Origin of the sequence: Parabacteroides sp. Marseille-P3160 (genome assembly GCF_900162725.1) — a bacterium.
Taxonomy (GTDB): domain Bacteria; phylum Bacteroidota; class Bacteroidia; order Bacteroidales; family Tannerellaceae; genus Marseille-P3160.
This window is the reverse complement of the sequence record NZ_LT799418.1, coordinates 4,646,411-4,662,490: the sequence shown is the minus strand read 5'-3', so window position 1 is coordinate 4,662,490 and position 16,080 is coordinate 4,646,411. Positions and strand designations below refer to the sequence as shown.

Here is a 16,080-nt window from a genome sequence, read left to right as displayed (position 1 = left end):
TTATTTTGGTTCCATCGTAATAAAAGGAATCATCATTTCCTCCATCGAAATGCCTCCATGTTGAAATGTGTTCTTATAATACGATACGTAATAATTATAATTGTTCGGATAAGCGAAAAACGACTCATTCATTGCAAAGATATACTTACTGCTTAAATTAGGCGAGGGTAAGCCGGCTTTATTTGGCTCCCGTATTTCAAAAACTTCTTTCGGATTATAATTCAGGTTTTTCCCGACCTTGTAACGAAGGTTGGTGTTAGTGTTTTTATCGCCCACAACTTTGATCGGATCGTCCACTCGGATCGTTCCGTGGTCGGTCGTCAGGATGACTTTATAGCCCATCTCGGCTGCACGTTTGAACAATTCCAACGTTGTGGAATGCTGGAACCATGAAAGCGTCAGACTGCGGTAAGCCGCCTCACTCTGTGCCAATTCGCGGATCATCTTGCTCTCTGTCCGGGCGTGGGACAGCATATCGACAAAGTTGAGCACCAATACATTCAGGTTGTGATGTTGCAAGGACGACAGGTTGGCCAATAGTTTCTCTCCGTACTGGGAATCGTAGACTTTATTATAGGAAAAGCTGTATTTCTTGCGGAAACGGTCGATCTGTGTTTGGATAAGCGGCTCCTCGTTCAGGTTTTTCCCCTCCTCGCTTTCCTCGTCTACCCAAAGTTCAGGGAACAATTGTTCGATTTGCACCGGCATCAGCCCGGAGAAAATAGAATTCCGTGCATATTGCGTCGCCGTCGGTAAGATACTGTAATACAAATCTTCGTCGAAGGTGAAATACTCTGTCAAGAGTGCCTTGACCACCCGCCACTGGTCGAGCCGGAAATTGTCGATAAGGATAAAGAACAGTTTTTCCTCTTTATCCAATAAGGGGAATACCTTCTTTTTGAATAGGTCGGGACTCATCAGCGGACGTTCGTCCGGAGACTTCATCCAGTCCATATAGTTCTTCTTTATGAACTTGCAGAACGCATGGTTGGCCTCCTGCTTCTGCATCCGCAGCAGGTCTGTCATTTGCGCATTGCCTGCCTCCAGTTCCAGCTCCCAGTAAACGATTTTCTTATATACCTCGGTCCAGTCCGCAGCGGTCAGAGAATCGCCGATCTGCATGCCGATCCGTCCGAACTCCTGCTGGTATCCGACTGTCGTGGTTTCAGAGATGATATCATTCTTATGTACATTCTTTTTGATGGAGAGCAGCAACTGGTTCGGGTTGACGGGCTTGATCAGATAGTCCGCAATCTTGTTACCGATGGCTTGGTTCATGATGCTCTCTTCTTCGCTTTTGGTCACCATTACCACCGGAACATTGGGATTTAATTCCTTAATAGAAGACAGCGTCTCCAGGCCGGTCAGTCCCGGCATATTTTCGTCCAGAAAGATAATGTCGAAGGATTGCTCCCGGCAACAGTCAATGGCGTCCTGTCCGCTATTGACCGGAATAACCTCGTACCCTTTATCCTGTAGGAAAAGAATATGCGGTTTCAGTAATTCGATCTCGTCGTCCGCCCAAAGTATTCGATCTATTTTTGTTGCCATGGATTATCAATTAAATTTCAAGTTTCTATCAAAGATAAACGTAAATGTAGATATATCCGTATAACAGAATTGTCTTTTTTGAAAAGACATTATTTTTTTACATAAGGAAGCAGAGTTTACTCTTTTCTATCCCAATAAAAACATTCGTTTCATATAAAAAATACAGGCTGCTTTGCATAAACAGCCTGTATTTTTTATAAAACCGGGTGAAATAACTTATTGTTTTTCCTATTTCTGAACGATAATTTTTAATTTACACTTTTGTCCATAGAGCTTGGTTACTCCTATATAGTCAAATCCGGCTTGGTTTGGCCCTTTATAATAAGCCGATTTTCCAGGATCGGTACTGACTCCTACTATTTTATTTTGATTATTCAGGGCAGGGGTATCGTCTACTGCTTTAACAACCTTAATAATTCCGTATTTCTTTATGGAAGCATATTCGCGTCTTATAGCAATATAGGTCCCATCTACAATTTGAAGATTAACATCATCCGTCCGATCTGCCGAAGCACCTGTACGTTGGAGGCATTGTTTGTCACCGGTTGCCGTGCCTGTGACAAATGATGATAATGGTTCTAAAGCCTGATAAGTTTCCCAATTGCCGGTCGCTGTTTCAAATAGCTCTTCCAATTTCATGGCTGAAACAATCTCCGAAGGTATAATCTTGAAAAATACGGCATTGTTAGTTATTACGGATAGCCATGGGACATCTACCTGCCTTCCTACCGTACCTGAAGAAATTCGGTCGGCGCTGGCAAATCCCGGCCCGCGATTTGCGATTGGAACGAATCCGCTATTACGCCAGAAATTTACGAATGCAAAGTCGATACTTCCGCCGCTTGAATTGACAGCATCTTGCAGGGTAAGGATATTCTTTAATTGCCCGCCGACCGTCACGCCGTCAAAAGAAAACAGATAAGGCTGTGTCGGATTGTCAGGGCTTTCCCATTCCGGCGCCAGTTCAATATTATCAAAGATCGCAGCTTTTCCTTCCGGTACGCCTGTTATCGATTTAATCTCGACATAGGCTGTTTCTTTATAACCGTCTTTATCGGTTGCAACTACACTGATTGCATCGGCTCTCTCATCATTTATTACTATGCTAAAACTAAATTCTTTTTCTTTCTCCGATGGGGATACCGCTATATTTCCCGATGTAGACAATTCCAAATAAGGAGACTTTTGTATCAACGTATAAGAAATGGAGCTTAACCCGGTGCCGGATGATGCGGTTCCTTTAATGGTTAGAGATTGGTTCAGATCGACCTGGGCGATTTCAGACGGCTCAAGAGTTATAACGGGAGGTATCCCGACCAAATACCCTATCGTTACCTGTTGCATAATCGTTTTGGTATAAATATCCGTTGCAAAGACACCAATGGCGGCCGTTAACTTATCGGAGACATTAATTGTAAAAGAGGCGTCCAATTCATTTGGGAAACCATCCAGCGATTGGTATACCCTCAAGGATTTGTCAATTTCCTCATAAGTGTCATTTTCTGCCTTTTTCAGCAATGTGGCATAAACATCACGTAACCCATTGGTTGATTCGAAAGAAGCTGTTACGGTTTGCTCTTTTTTGAATTCAGCGCCACTTAAAGAAGTGGGTGAAGTGATGGTCACGACAGGAGGCGGATAGACGCTATCGTCTGTATAATCTATCGCCTCCTTGTCATCATTACACGCGGTTATTCCTGTGAGGATCATTGCCAACAGGATGTAAATTATATTTTTAATGTTTACCATAATTCTTGAAATTTAATTTTTAATAGTCATTTCTAAAGTCAGATAGATAGGGATAACTCTATTTTAGGATTTCTGCTTGGAGCAAGAAACTTTTAATGCTACCATTATCAATGGTCTCTTCCGTAAAATCACGGAGCTTCCATTTCGTAGTGCCTAACAGGTAAATACAATATTCGCTGTTTTTATCGGAATGCTCCATGATTTCTAATCTATATTCAGGAACCAGTGTTGTCATTTTTGACTCTAAAAGAGGAACCAAAGACCTTTTTATCGTTCCGGTAACCAGTGTGGCAGTTGTCTGAACAGACTGCATACAATCGGCAAAAGCATTAACTTGACTGTCTGCATCAAAAGATACTGTGGCTATGTTTGCAGTAAGGCTTTCCCCTATTTCGACAGATGTTTGCATCATGCGACAATCTTCCGAGATTACAATTTGTTCCATCTGAGGAACGGTATTTTTAAAGAACATGCTGTTGCCAATATATTCTGTAGCCGTTTTGGAGATTGGAATGAAAATCGGATATCTATGGGCGATAACTGCAATTTCCGCACCTGTATTTACTCTTGCCCCATTATAGATTACATTCGTTTTATCCAAAATAAGGATATGCCCGTCACTTTTTGAGGCAATATTTGCCACTGTATTATAATTACTCCTATTATATGGATTGCCTGTAGCCAGGGTTGAGATGAACAGAATCCTGACTGTTCTTGTTTTGTCCCATACCGTTTCAGGCTGTCCGGGATTATCCGGTTCGTCGCCTTGATTCCCGGAACAACTTACAACGGGAAGGCAAAACAATAAAGCAATTAGATAAGCACTTATTCTATTCATTTCTAATCAATTGATTCTACTTCTGCCAATAAAGCGCAATGGTCGGTTATTTCCGTCGTATTCGTTAATACTTGGTATGATTTGACAATCCAACTACCCGAAGGTTTCGCAAAAATGTAATCGATTTTACTCGACGGAGTGGGAGCTGGAAAGGTAGCAAAATTGTTACAGATTCTTTGCCAGGAACTCATACCGGTATGAATCGATGTTTCTGTTGGTTTTGCGTTGAAATCACCAGCCAGCAAGGTGGGTATACCTGTGCCCACGGCGGCATTGAGTTGCTGTATCATCGACATTCTAACTCCTTCGGTTGAATGATCAAGATGGGTCACAACAACACGCACTTTTTTCTTTGTTGCCGGTATAATTACATCCACAAACAAGGCCGTTCGCTTTTCTTTCATTTCCGAAGCATTGCCTGTTAACTGTGTATTGGATATTTTCTCAATCGGATATTTGGAAAGAATCGCTACGCCATACTCACCTTCAGCGTATGGCATGGCCTTTCCAAATGCGGAGAAATAGCCTAACCCGGCAGCCAGCTCCGTCGTAAAATCCTTGAATCCGTTCCTTGAGGTCCTGTAATCGATTTCTTGCAAAGTCACAAAGTCCGGATCATACTTTTTTATATATTCTACAAAAGGGGTTGCGTCATAACCAACCATTTGTCCGGACATCCGGGTGTTCATATTTAATAATCGGATTAGAGTCTGGGAATTTAATTCTCCGCATAAACAAAAGAATAGCAGGGAAACGATTATATATATTCCTTTCTTTTTCATCTTTATTCTTTCTTTCATTTTAAATTAGTCTTCCCAACCGGGATTGTTTGGTCTTAAATTGGGGTTTAACTCCATCTGACGATAGGGTAAAGAAAATAAGTAGTTTTTTGGATTTATAAAGACACGGGAGTCATCAAAAATCAAAAAGCCGTCGGAATCAAATTTCGTACTGGAAGAGAATACCGATGGGTCGAACGCATAATCTTTTCTAATCCCTTTTAAGATTCCCATTTCCTGGCGTGCCGCCGGTTCCGATTTGTCTACTCCCAACTCATAACCTTGCTTCCACCGTATAAGGTCAAACCATCGTTGTCCTTCCATGAATAATTCGACGCGGCGTTCGCGTTGTAACTCCGTCTTTACATCCAGTCCGTTTGCCTGCAATTCGCTTAATACCATTCTTTTCATGCCTACCCTGTCTCTCAACAAATTAATGGATTCATCGACTACATTTTGATTCAATGCATTTAAATTATACATCGCTTCGGCATAAGTTAACAGAACCTCTCCATAGCGGATAAAAATGATATCGTTATCGTCTTGATTATAAACCGGAACTTTTGACGGTTCACAATACTTTAAACAGTAATAACCTGTATATGTCACGGCGCCTTTACCGTCATTGTTAAATTTAGGTGACCGGAATACCTCGGTTTTGGAAGCATCTTCGGCAGGATTATTGCTGCCTCTTCCGTCTACTTTGCCATACCATTTATCATAGCCCGGATATACAATGGATTGTTTTAATCGGGGGTCACGATTTACAAAAACACTATCGTATGCACTATAGGCCGGCGTATACTTACCGTTTCCTTTGTAAAGGGGAGATTTTTCGATAGGTAATCCGTCCGTACATAAATAACTGTCTACCATTGATTTTGTCGGATTGAACCGAATGATTTGATCCGGAACCTGTAATTCGCGGCTCAGATTATGTCTTGTCGGCGAAGCTATTTCGAAATTAAAGACATACGATAGAATCGCCTCTTTATTATTTGCTTTGCGGGAAGCTCTCCCCTCGAAGGTAAATAAATCAAAATAATCTTGTTTGGGGCGGCCTGTCGAATAAAGTTGGTGATATGCATATTTACCGCCGGGCATGAGTGCTTTGCAAGCATCTCTGGCTACTTCCCAGCGTTCGTTTTGCAATGCCGTACGAGCCTCCATCGCTTTGGCTGCAGCCCCCGATATACGTCCGAAATTTGCGGTTGCAGGTTCTATATAGGGTGGTAGGTCTTCAGCGGCTTCATTTAATTCTTTCAATATGAAATCAACAATTATTTCGCGTGACGTACGTGGAGCCATGGATGCTTCATCACCGGCATCGATCGGTTCCGTCGTAAAAGGTACATCACCCCAGAAACAGGTTAGATAGTAGTAGGTAAATGCCCTTAAGAAACGTACTTCGGCCGCATATTGTTCCAAGACTTTGTCATTGACTGTTGTTGCTCTCTTATAATTTTTCAGAAAGTAGTTACACCGTCTTAATTGTTTATAAGCATCTTTATATCGGGTATCTAATAAACTAAAATCAGACCCATATAAACCACTGCCTATTTGTCTCCAACCACTCATCGTATACCAGGGCGCATTATCACTCAATCCTTCAGATATATTGATAGGCAAATCTTTTCCAATTAAAGCCCAATAGCAGGCATTCGCCGCATTTTTTATCTGCTGTTCAGTTTCCCAGAAATTCTCATCTGATAATTCATCTAACGGAGCTCTCTCCAGAAAGCTATCATTACAAGAGAAGAGAAAGGCAGACAGAGCAAATATCAAACTGTATAATATTCTATTCTTTTTCATATTCAATGGTTTTATATATTAATGAAGAGTAATATTTACTCCAAAGACATAAGTTCTGATTTGTGGATAGTTTCCTCCGGCCTGTATTGGAATTTCAGGATCTGCCGAAGAAAAATAATCTGAGATTGTAAACAAATTATCGGCAGAAGCATAAAAGCGGCACTTATCTATCCTTATTATCCGGGTCAGGCGGGAAGGCAGGGTATAGCCTATTTGAATGTTTTTCATCCGCAGATAGGAAGCATCTTCCATCCAGAAAGTAGAGAATCGCTGATTGTAGCTCTGATTATAGGTAAAACGAGGATAGCTTGCATTCGGATTCGGATTCGAAGCCTGGTATCTATCCGCATGGAACCATTGAGGGTAGGTGGACTGGTCTGTGAATGCATGACGAGCGGGACCATAAATGTATCCGTCTACTTTACCTACGCCCTGAATTAAGAAACTGAAATCGATTCCTTTATAAGCCATGTTTCCTTTGAAGGAAAAGGTATAACGGGGAATGGAACTTCCAAGCACTTTCCGGTCATTATCCAAATCAATCGTTCCGCTATTATCCAAGTCTTTATATTTGATATCTCCGGGTTGGACAAGACCGGCGTCGCCGGACATAATCGGGAATTTCGGATTTTCATACTTTCCTGTAACCGGGTTATATTTTTCGAAATCGGTTGGCACAGCAATGCCATCTGCAACTAACCCATAGAGAGCCAGATTACTATAACCGGCGGTTGTTATCGTATTACTGCCAAATAATACACCGTCCCATTCGGTAATTTTATTCCTTACATCTGCTAATGAGAAAGTGGCCCCGTATTCAAAATCATTATCTATCCTGTCTTGCCATCCTAATTGAATTTCCCAACCTTTGTTTTGCATCTTACCTCCGTTCTCGTCCATCGTGGAAGGAGAACCTATGACTCCCGGTAATTCCCTTTGATAGATCATCCGCCGGGTTTCCCGGACATAGTAATCACCCGTAAAGGAGAGTCTATTGTTCAAGAGATTGGCATCCAATCCTATATTCGTCGTATAGACCATTTCCCATAGCAGGTTGGGGTTTCCGATATACATTTCGGCATATCCGTCATTAGGTAAAGTTCCTATCGTAGGGACACTCGTATACGCTATACGGGATAGATAAGGATAATTATCCGATCCTGTAGAAAATTGGTTTCCAAGTGTTCCCCACGATACGCGAAGTTTCAACTGATCTAAGTAATCTTTTGTCCGGCTCATAAAATTTTCTTCGGAAATACGCCATCCTGCGGAAAAGGAAGGAAACCATTCCGCTCTGTTCTTTTTTATAAAACGGGACGTGAGATCGTAACGCAAATTTGCTTCAAACAAGTAGCGGTCTTTAAATATATAATTGATTCTGCCGAAACCGGATCGCATCGCCCAATGATCGGCTGAAGCCGAATTAGCCTGAGTGTCCGCCGAGCCGAAATCTAAAACCGGATCTTTTTCCGTTACCAGGTTTTTCCGGGAAGCATTAAACTGGTTCGATCTTTGCCATTCCTGTTGATAACCGCCCATTGCGTGAAAAGAATGATTCCCAATTTTGATTTCATAATCGGTTTGTGCAAAAAGATTTTGACTTAGTGTTCGGTAATCTCTGTTTTCCAATGAGTTCGGAGTATTAGTAGTATACCACAAATTTTCTGTTTCCGGGTAGTAAAAACGTATCGTTTTGCTTAACAATTCCCTAAAACTATTCGATTGGCGTGTGATATAATTCATGGAAGCAGTCCACCCTTTAAGTAAATCGGCCTTCAGGGAGAAATTTCCGGTAAACTCTTGTGAAGAGAAGTTTTGGGCACCTCCATCTGTCAGGTAAGCCACCTGATTGCTTTGACCTCCACCATATCCCCATCGACCATCTGTAAAACGAACAGGAACTAAAGGGCGGGTTCTCATTGCATTATATAGTACTCCGCCCGTGCCTTCAAAGGATGCATTGGGGGCCGTATAATTTCGGTTTATATAGCCCATATTAGCCGAGATCTCGAACCGGTCCGCGACTTTTGTGTGTAGTTTCAATCGGATATTGTGCCTTTTTGAATTCGTGGATTCTCCGACAGTCAATCCGTTTTGATCTAAATAGCCGTAGGAAATTAAATAACCCATATTTTGGGCTTTTCCATCTACACTCAGATTCAAGTTATATTGTGGGGCGGATGATTTAAAAGTTGCGTCTATCCAGTTTGTATTTGCATAATAATTGGGGTCCGACCCATCGATTGTCTTTTGAATATCAGCTTGCGAATAATTCTGATTGCCTCCCACATTAGCCTGAGCTTCATTTTCCCATGCCATAAAGGTAGGACTATCCACCATTTTAGGCATTTTAATAGGCTCTTGAGTGCCTATATATGTATCTATATTAATCCGGGGCGGACGGTCCTTCCCGGTTACATTTTTAGTTGTAATCAAGATGACGCCATTAGCCGCCCTATTTCCATAAATGGCTGAGGAGGCTGCGTCTTTTAAAACGGAAATACTCTCGATATCATTCGGATTAATGATATTCATGTCACCTTCGGCGCCATCGATTAATATCAAAGGATTATTATTACCCCTGGAACCGACACCACGGATCTGAATGGAAGCACTCGATTGTCCGGGTAGACCTCCATTGGCGCTTGCTGTAACAGTCATACCCGGGACAAGCCCCTGAAGGCCGGTAGAGACATTGGTTATCGGACGTTTTACGAGCTCTTCGGAAGTAACAATACCTATAGCTCCCGTCAAATTTATTTTCTTTTGTACTCCATAACCTACGACTACTACTTCATCCAGGTTTTTTGATGACGGGAGCAGCTTTATTGTCAAGGAAGCTTGATTTCCGATAGCCACCTGTTGTGGATTATAACCTATATATATGAATTCCAAAATACTGCCTGAAGTTACATCTATACTGAATTTTCCTTCCGTATCGGTTATGGTTGCATTTTGTCCCCCCCTCTCTTTTACAGTAGCTGCAATAAGAGGCTCTCCTTGTTCGTCTACAACAATACCGGTTATTATTTTTTTCTGATTGACTCCGGCTATTTTATCAGTTTCTTTTTTATTTTTCAGAATGATTTGATAACCGGATATTTGATAATGTATCTCGCTCTCTTTCAATGCTTCATTAAGTATTTCAGAGACGTCTCCTTTTTTTAGGTTTCCGGATACAATCGAAGCCATATTCACCGAATTATCGAATATGAAAGTATAATCTGTTTTTGCTTCTATCTCTTTGATGAATTCTTTTAACGATATATTTTTAGAGGTTATGGGCAATACCTCCTGTGACATTGCATATAGGGGAGTATATAACAGTAAGAACATTAGCAAAAGCAGGAAAGAATAAAATTTAAATTGATTCATAATAATCTTTTTTATATTAAATAATACAATAACCTCTTGATTGATAAAGAGATTAAATATCTGATGTCCATGTATATGTTTGATTGAAATAGTTAATTCGTAAAAAAGAAATTATTTCTTTCATTTGTATCGTATCATCACCTCCTCTCCTTCAACAGTGTATTTAATCGGGGTTATTCTATTTATAAGCTCGAGCATTTCGTTTAACGATTCTGTTTTAATAGTCAGCCAATAAAGTTTTCCGGTATCTTTTCCCTCCATTTGTATATCTACACCATACCAGCGTTCCATTTTCTTTATCACTTGTGTCAGAGTGGCTTGTTCTATTTTTAAGCGTCCTAATCGCCACAAACTTTCTATCTCGGCATCACAAGTTTCAAGCTGGTATTGATAGGATGTTTTGTTGACTACTATTTTTTGGTTGGGTTCTAGCGACACAGCATCCCTTTGGTCGTATGATCTATCGATCATTACGGAGACAGAGCCTTCGAGTAGGGAGACGGACGCATTCGGGTCATCATGATATGCATTTACATTAAACTTCGTCCCATGGACCTGTACTTTCAATTTGTTCTCAAGCAATACGTCAAAAGTTAGTAACCGGTTAGGCGAGACTTCAAAAAAAGCTTCCCCTTGAAGTTCTACTGTCCGGTTATCTTTATTATAGTCTGTATGATAAGTTAGCGTAGATCCCGAATTAAGCCATACTTTCGACCCGTCGGGGAGTATTATTTCCGACTTTTGTCCCCGGGGAGCATTTATTTGGACAATCTCTGCCGGTGAGACTCTTTTTGATTGGTAAATATACGCGATACCCATTGTTATGATAATGGCTATTAAGGCTGCGATACTTGTTGTTTTCAGAAGCATCGATTTCGTATACATTTTAACCGGTTTTGAAATAGTCCTGCTTATTTGATTTACTATGTCATTCCAGGTTTTTTCTTTATTGGGTATCACCCAGTTGGAAGAAGCATGAATCAGATGCCAGCTCTCTTTTAGGCCTTGATAGGTTTCTTCGTTTGCTTCTGATTCGCTACGCCATTTTTTTAACAAGGCGGTTTCTTCTGCAGTTGTTATACCTGCGAGTTCTTTTGCTATTAGTGTATATTGATCAATCATTTCGATATTATTACAATACGGAAGGAAGACACGTAAGGAGCGGAATACCCCCAAAGAAAATTCCAGCAGATTTTATTCTTAACAAAAAAGAAAAAGGAAGTATCAAAAATAAGATTATCCTCTATTTTTCTTAACCATTATGAAGCGAATATTTAATAATAAGTCAACAACATAATAAAATAAAACTCTTTACTTTTGGAGTAAATATTCAGATCCGTTAATTTTATATAATTATGGATACAAACAGTATCAATATCGAGAACTTTAAAGAAATCTATAACGCTTACTTTGATCCGCTGTGTAAGTATCTGAATTTTTATACAAAAGATCAGCAAACGATAGAAGATATCGTTCAGGAAGTATTCTTACGTTTATGGGAAAATAAAGAGGTCATCAAGGTTTCTCATTTTAAGGGATATTTGTTTAGATCGGCTCGAAATAAGATATTGAATTATCATCGTGATGAAATAAACCGGTATAAGATATTGGAAGAATGGTTTGAAAGTCAATTGATAGAAAATCAGGAAGAAGAGGAGAGGTTTCAGATAGAAGAATTAATTCAGACATTATTAGATGCTATCGCAGCTCTTCCACCCCAATGCCGGGATATCTTCCTCTTATCCAAAAGCGATAATCTCACTTACAAACAAATTGCGGAGCAAAAACAAATATCGGTGAAAACGGTTGAGAACCAAGTCGGAATAGCACTAAAAAAGATTCGTGACTACATGTTCGTGAATGTGAAGTTCCATTATCCGGTCTTACTCATATTGCTTGACCTACTTAATAATAAACCATAGAAACAGCAGAAAACTTCTTTTAAAGGCCATCTTCAGTGGTGATTTGGAGGGGTAATGTTGAAAAATATTATCTTTGGAGTGGAAGAATCACATAATATAACACTGTTAAGGGGACAGCATGAAAAATATTGACGAAAACGGTCATTGGGAATTTTCAAGGATATACTCCGTGTATTTCCCTAAAATGGTACGTTTTGCCCAGGAATATGTTATATCTCCTGAAGATGCTCAAAATATCGTACAAGATATTTTTCTTTATTTGTGGGAGCGCCATGAAACGTTGGAGGCAATTTCTAATCCCGTGGCTTTTCTTTTTACCTTGACGAAAAACAGGTGCATCGATTTTTATCGTCATAAATCCCGGTTGGACAGATTGAAAGAATCTTTGGATGAACTTCAAGTGAGGGAATTGAATCTTAAAATGCAAGCACTCCAGCAATTTGACGAGAACCTTTTTTCTTCCGAAGACGAGGAAATTACCCGTCAACTCAATGTTTCCGTTCATACGGTACAAAACCATAAAGGATCTGATTTTGAATTATATGATGATGATTTTATTAGGCTGGTGCAGAATAAGATAAATAGAAGGCCAAGAGAAAAACTCACGTTTCAAATACCTTCTAAAATATTTTATGCATCTTTGGATTAAATTATTGTATTGGGTTATTAAATCTGCGAAGCAATAAAAACTAAGCATTTTTTGTCCCTTTTGAAATAAATAGTTAATATTGGAAACTTTTATTATCAATGTAACATCTGATTCTTTAAATTAATACTATGAGAAGAAGAAATTTCATCTCTGTTAATCTTGCTCTTCTCGGGGGAATAGCCATCGGGCAAAACAGGGCGTATGGCGAGGCGTTGAGTGAATTTGCCGATATTTATAAAGAGGTTGATGGGTCCGGCTATGATTTGGTTATAAACGGGGGCGGATTGACCGGATGCTTTGCCGCTCTGGAAGCTGTAAAACAAGGATTAAGGGTCTTGCTTTTGGATAGAAGAACTTTTGTCGGCTTCGATATCACGGCGAAACGAAAGCTTTGGATTAAGGCTAACGGATCGGAAAACTGGCCGGAAGATTGGGGGGAATTGTTTGCTCCGGATGCCGAGAAAAAGGAGGTCTTTAATCATGAGCTTACAGGCTTTAAAGATAGTTGCTATGGGGATGAATTGCTTTTATTCGCTGGCAGCCTGAAAAAGGGGCTGTTACGTACGCTGCTGGTAAATAAGGTGGATGTCCTGCTGATGACGGATGTTTTCGGAGTGCTTACGGATCGCAAAAATAATATAACTGGTGTATCGATTGCTTGTAAGCAGGGCACTTTTGTCGTTCCTTGCAACGCTTTTATTGATGCGACGGATCATAATTTCTTTACTCGTAATCTGGTGGGGGAAAAATACAGAATTCAAAAAGCCGGCTTCGTGATGGAGTTGGAAAATGCTTTATTGAAAGAGAAAACGCTAACTGTCAATTCTTCATTAGGCCTTATAGGGGATCGTATAAACGTGCATCAGGGGAAAAAGTATACCGACCAATGCTTCCTTGAATTTGAAATCCCTGCGGAAACTTCCGACTTAAGTGCAATTGAGCAAAAAGCGAGGTTGACAGCCGCTGCCATAAGTAAGAATTTCGCTCAAATCGATTCACGTCTCAGCGGGGCAAAATTCCGTTTCCACGCCTTGGAATGTTCTTTCTATTTAGAGAACACAAAGATTCCCCAGGTTCCGATTGCAGGATATACTTACATAGATAATCTAACGGTGGAAACTCATACTTGTGCATCTCTTTTGGATAAGTGGAAAGATTCAGCGAATCACGTGAAAGGCATTTCTCCTAATAAGGGGGAAAGACGAGAGCATTATCGATTTTACTTTTCCGGGAAAAAAGTAGATGCAATAAAAGGAATAGAAAAGAGCTTTGTCAATGAAAAAGGAATAAAGCTTCCTCTTTCCCGCTTTTCCATTTCCGAGCTGGAAGCGGAGGAACACCCCTGTTCTTTATTGGTTGCCGGAGGAGGAACGGCTGGGGTGACGGCCGCTTTGGGAGCGATCGAGCAAAAAAATAAACCGACGATTGTCGATTATTTCTACGATTTGGGTGGTACTAAAACCATGGGAGGAGTGCTCGGCTATTATTTGGGATTAAGTAAACATCCTTATATCTTGGCTTTTGAGAAAGAGGTGAAGACGATCGCCTCCGAGTATCACCTGGGAGGGCCCGTGGCGAGAAGCCTATCGCATTTGATCGCTTTGAACCGTTCCGAATACGAGATGATCGGCGGAGCCATCTTTTGCGGAGCAACAACATCGGGAGACCGTTTGGAGAAAGTGGCCATTTGCGAGAACGGGCAATTGAAATGGGTCGAAGCCGGTTTGACAATCGATGCTACCGGTGATGCCGATATCGCCTATTTCGCCGGAGAATCCTATCATTTGGGAAATTCCCGCATCGGGATCACTCAAAATTATAGCCAGTGGGATCTTCCATACCGGAAAGAGGGTTTCCCTTCTTTTGCCATCAATAAAGATTATGATATTTTGGATACCACCGCAATCAATGAATTGCAGCGAGGATTGTTCCTGTCTCATTACGAGTCTGTCTATTATGATTTTTATCCCATGTTGACGGTGCGGGAATCAAGAAGGCCGGAAGGTTTGTACACTCTGAAATTGACGGATGTCTTGTCGGGTGTTTATTTTGAAGATACAATTGCTAATTCGTTCAGCGATTTCGACCCGCATTATTATGGGGAATCCGAGTATACGCGTTGTGGGTTTATGCTGCCTCATTCAAATGAAACGACAGTAAGCATCCCCTATCGCAGCATTGTCCCTAAAACGATAGACGGGCTGCTTCTCTCGGGGAGAGGTATCAGCCAGACGCATAATGCGATGCAATTTACAAGAATGTCTGCTGATGTGGCTTTGCTGGGTTATGCTACCGGGCAAATTGGGGCGGAAATTATTCGGGCGAAGGTTAAGCCCCGTGACTTTTCCGTATCGGCCTTCCATAAGAAATGGGAGCAGGAAGGTTTCATTTCAGAAGAGAACAAAAAACAAGAGGAGATCAATTACATTGTAGATCAATTGGCCCGGGGAGATGCCGCCTATTTGGCTATATGTTGCAGAATGGCAAAAGAAAAAGCTTTGCCTGCCTTACGTGAAAAATATCGGCAACAACCTTCTTTATTAATTGCAAAAGCCTTGTCCTGGTTCAGCGATCCTATTGGAAGTTCGTTGTTGAGGAAAGAGCTGGAATCGTTATTTAAGGAGGAGTTACAGATCGGACATTCTGCCGATTATTATGAAGAATATAGCCGGGGGGATTTGAATAGCCTTTATTGGAAAATCAATCAGGACGTTGCGCTCCTGGGGATGACAAAGGATAAGGAAAACAACGATCTTATCCATTCGATACTAAGCCAAGCTATAAGCGGAGGGAGAAAAGTTCCGGCTAAAGATGCATACAATCAAAATCGAATCGATTTATTCCTTATACCTTATTATAACCGTATTTTAAATTTATGTTTCTATATCGAACGCAATCCAGACGCTTTATTTATAAAAGAGTTGGAACGATTAATAGATGATGAAAATATTAGAAGCCAGATTTCAACGGAATATGAACAGACCCGATGGCGTATATACGGTTCTCTGTTGGAAATTATGCTTGCTTCTTCTTTGGCGCGCTGCGGTTCTAAAAAAGGATATATCATACTGAAAAATTATTTGGATGATGTACACGCGAATTTAAGGGATTTTGCTTCGAGAGAGTTGACCGCTATATCCGGAAAAAACTTTTCTTTTGATAAAAACCAATGGAATAACTATATTCAAAGAACGTCTTTCCCCGTAAAAAAGGCTGTTCCTGTTCTAAAAGAAATCGACTTATGAGCTCTTTTTTCCTGTCTACAAATTCCATAGCCTAAAATATTATGGAGTAGAAAAAGAATATTTCTACTCCATAAATAACAGGTTTTTTAGTACATATAATATGAAAATCTAATTCTTTTAGCTATCCATTCAAATACTTTTCTTATTTTTAATGCGAATA

General features: G+C 40.5%; 10 protein-coding genes. 3 read left to right on the top strand and 7 right to left on the bottom strand.

Features of this window, described 5'->3' with window-relative positions:
- The 7 genes from BQ8014_RS18505 to BQ8014_RS18475 all read right to left on the bottom strand — a co-directional run bounded on the left by BQ8014_RS18505 (position 1) and on the right by BQ8014_RS18475 (position 11,226).
- Entirely contained in the window at positions 1–1,551 is a 1,551-nt protein-coding gene (locus tag BQ8014_RS18505) for a T9SS response regulator signal transducer PorX (RefSeq protein ID WP_080905646.1), read from the bottom strand.
- Positions 1,552–1,779: 228 nt separating this feature from the next.
- Complete coding sequence (locus BQ8014_RS18500) at positions 1,780–3,300, bottom strand: hypothetical protein (protein WP_080905645.1); 1,521 nt, start codon at positions 3,298–3,300, stop codon at positions 1,780–1,782.
- 58 nt (positions 3,301–3,358) lie between these two features.
- Entirely contained in the window at positions 3,359–4,138 is a 780-nt protein-coding gene (locus BQ8014_RS18495; RefSeq protein WP_080905644.1) for a hypothetical protein, read from the bottom strand.
- Between the two features lie 2 nt (positions 4,139–4,140).
- The gene (locus BQ8014_RS18490; protein WP_234998093.1) at positions 4,141–4,920 is read right to left on the bottom strand and encodes an endonuclease/exonuclease/phosphatase family protein; all 780 of its coding nucleotides are present in this window, start codon (positions 4,918–4,920) and stop codon (positions 4,141–4,143) included.
- Positions 4,921–4,944: 24 nt separating this feature from the next.
- The gene (locus BQ8014_RS18485) at positions 4,945–6,729 is read right to left on the bottom strand and encodes a RagB/SusD family nutrient uptake outer membrane protein (protein ID WP_080905643.1); all 1,785 of its coding nucleotides are present in this window, start codon (positions 6,727–6,729) and stop codon (positions 4,945–4,947) included.
- An 18-nt stretch (positions 6,730–6,747) separates the two neighbouring features.
- Positions 6,748–10,104, bottom strand: a complete 3,357-nt coding sequence (locus BQ8014_RS18480; RefSeq protein WP_080905642.1) for a SusC/RagA family TonB-linked outer membrane protein — start codon at positions 10,102–10,104, stop codon at positions 6,748–6,750.
- 120 nt (positions 10,105–10,224) lie between these two features.
- The gene (locus BQ8014_RS18475; RefSeq protein ID WP_139785152.1) at positions 10,225–11,226 is read right to left on the bottom strand and encodes a FecR family protein; all 1,002 of its coding nucleotides are present in this window, start codon (positions 11,224–11,226) and stop codon (positions 10,225–10,227) included.
- Positions 11,227–11,459: 233 nt separating this feature from the next.
- On the opposite strand from BQ8014_RS18475, the gene BQ8014_RS18470 reads away from it, so the two are divergent.
- The 3 genes from BQ8014_RS18470 to BQ8014_RS18460 all read left to right on the top strand — a co-directional run bounded on the left by BQ8014_RS18470 (position 11,460) and on the right by BQ8014_RS18460 (position 15,920).
- Positions 11,460–12,026, top strand: coding sequence for an RNA polymerase sigma factor (locus BQ8014_RS18470; RefSeq protein WP_234998092.1), 567 nt, complete (start codon positions 11,460–11,462; stop codon positions 12,024–12,026).
- A 118-nt stretch (positions 12,027–12,144) separates the two neighbouring features.
- Positions 12,145–12,675 (top strand): sigma factor, encoded by a 531-nt coding sequence (locus tag BQ8014_RS18465; protein WP_080905640.1) that lies wholly within the window; start codon positions 12,145–12,147, stop codon positions 12,673–12,675.
- 128 nt (positions 12,676–12,803) lie between these two features.
- Positions 12,804–15,920, top strand: a complete 3,117-nt coding sequence (locus BQ8014_RS18460) for an FAD-dependent oxidoreductase (protein ID WP_080905639.1) — start codon at positions 12,804–12,806, stop codon at positions 15,918–15,920.
- The last annotated feature ends 160 nt before the right edge of the window (positions 15,921–16,080 follow it).

Coding starts and splice junctions, on each gene's coding strand:
- BQ8014_RS18505 (WP_080905646.1), bottom strand. CDS start 1,551: ATGGCAACAAAAATAGATCGAATACTTTGGGCGGACGACGAGATCGAA.
- BQ8014_RS18490 (WP_234998093.1), bottom strand. CDS start 4,920: ATGAAAAAGAAAGGAATATATATAATCGTTTCCCTGCTATTCTTTTGT.
- BQ8014_RS18500 (WP_080905645.1), bottom strand. CDS start 3,300: ATGGTAAACATTAAAAATATAATTTACATCCTGTTGGCAATGATCCTC.
- BQ8014_RS18470 (WP_234998092.1), top strand. CDS start 11,460: ATGGATACAAACAGTATCAATATCGAGAACTTTAAAGAAATCTATAAC.
- BQ8014_RS18465 (WP_080905640.1), top strand. CDS start 12,145: ATGAAAAATATTGACGAAAACGGTCATTGGGAATTTTCAAGGATATAC.
- BQ8014_RS18480 (WP_080905642.1), bottom strand. CDS start 10,104: ATGAATCAATTTAAATTTTATTCTTTCCTGCTTTTGCTAATGTTCTTA.
- BQ8014_RS18485 (WP_080905643.1), bottom strand. CDS start 6,729: ATGAAAAAGAATAGAATATTATACAGTTTGATATTTGCTCTGTCTGCC.
- BQ8014_RS18495 (WP_080905644.1), bottom strand. CDS start 4,138: ATGAATAGAATAAGTGCTTATCTAATTGCTTTATTGTTTTGCCTTCCC.
- BQ8014_RS18475 (WP_139785152.1), bottom strand. CDS start 11,226: ATGATTGATCAATATACACTAATAGCAAAAGAACTCGCAGGTATAACA.
- BQ8014_RS18460 (WP_080905639.1), top strand. CDS start 12,804: ATGAGAAGAAGAAATTTCATCTCTGTTAATCTTGCTCTTCTCGGGGGA.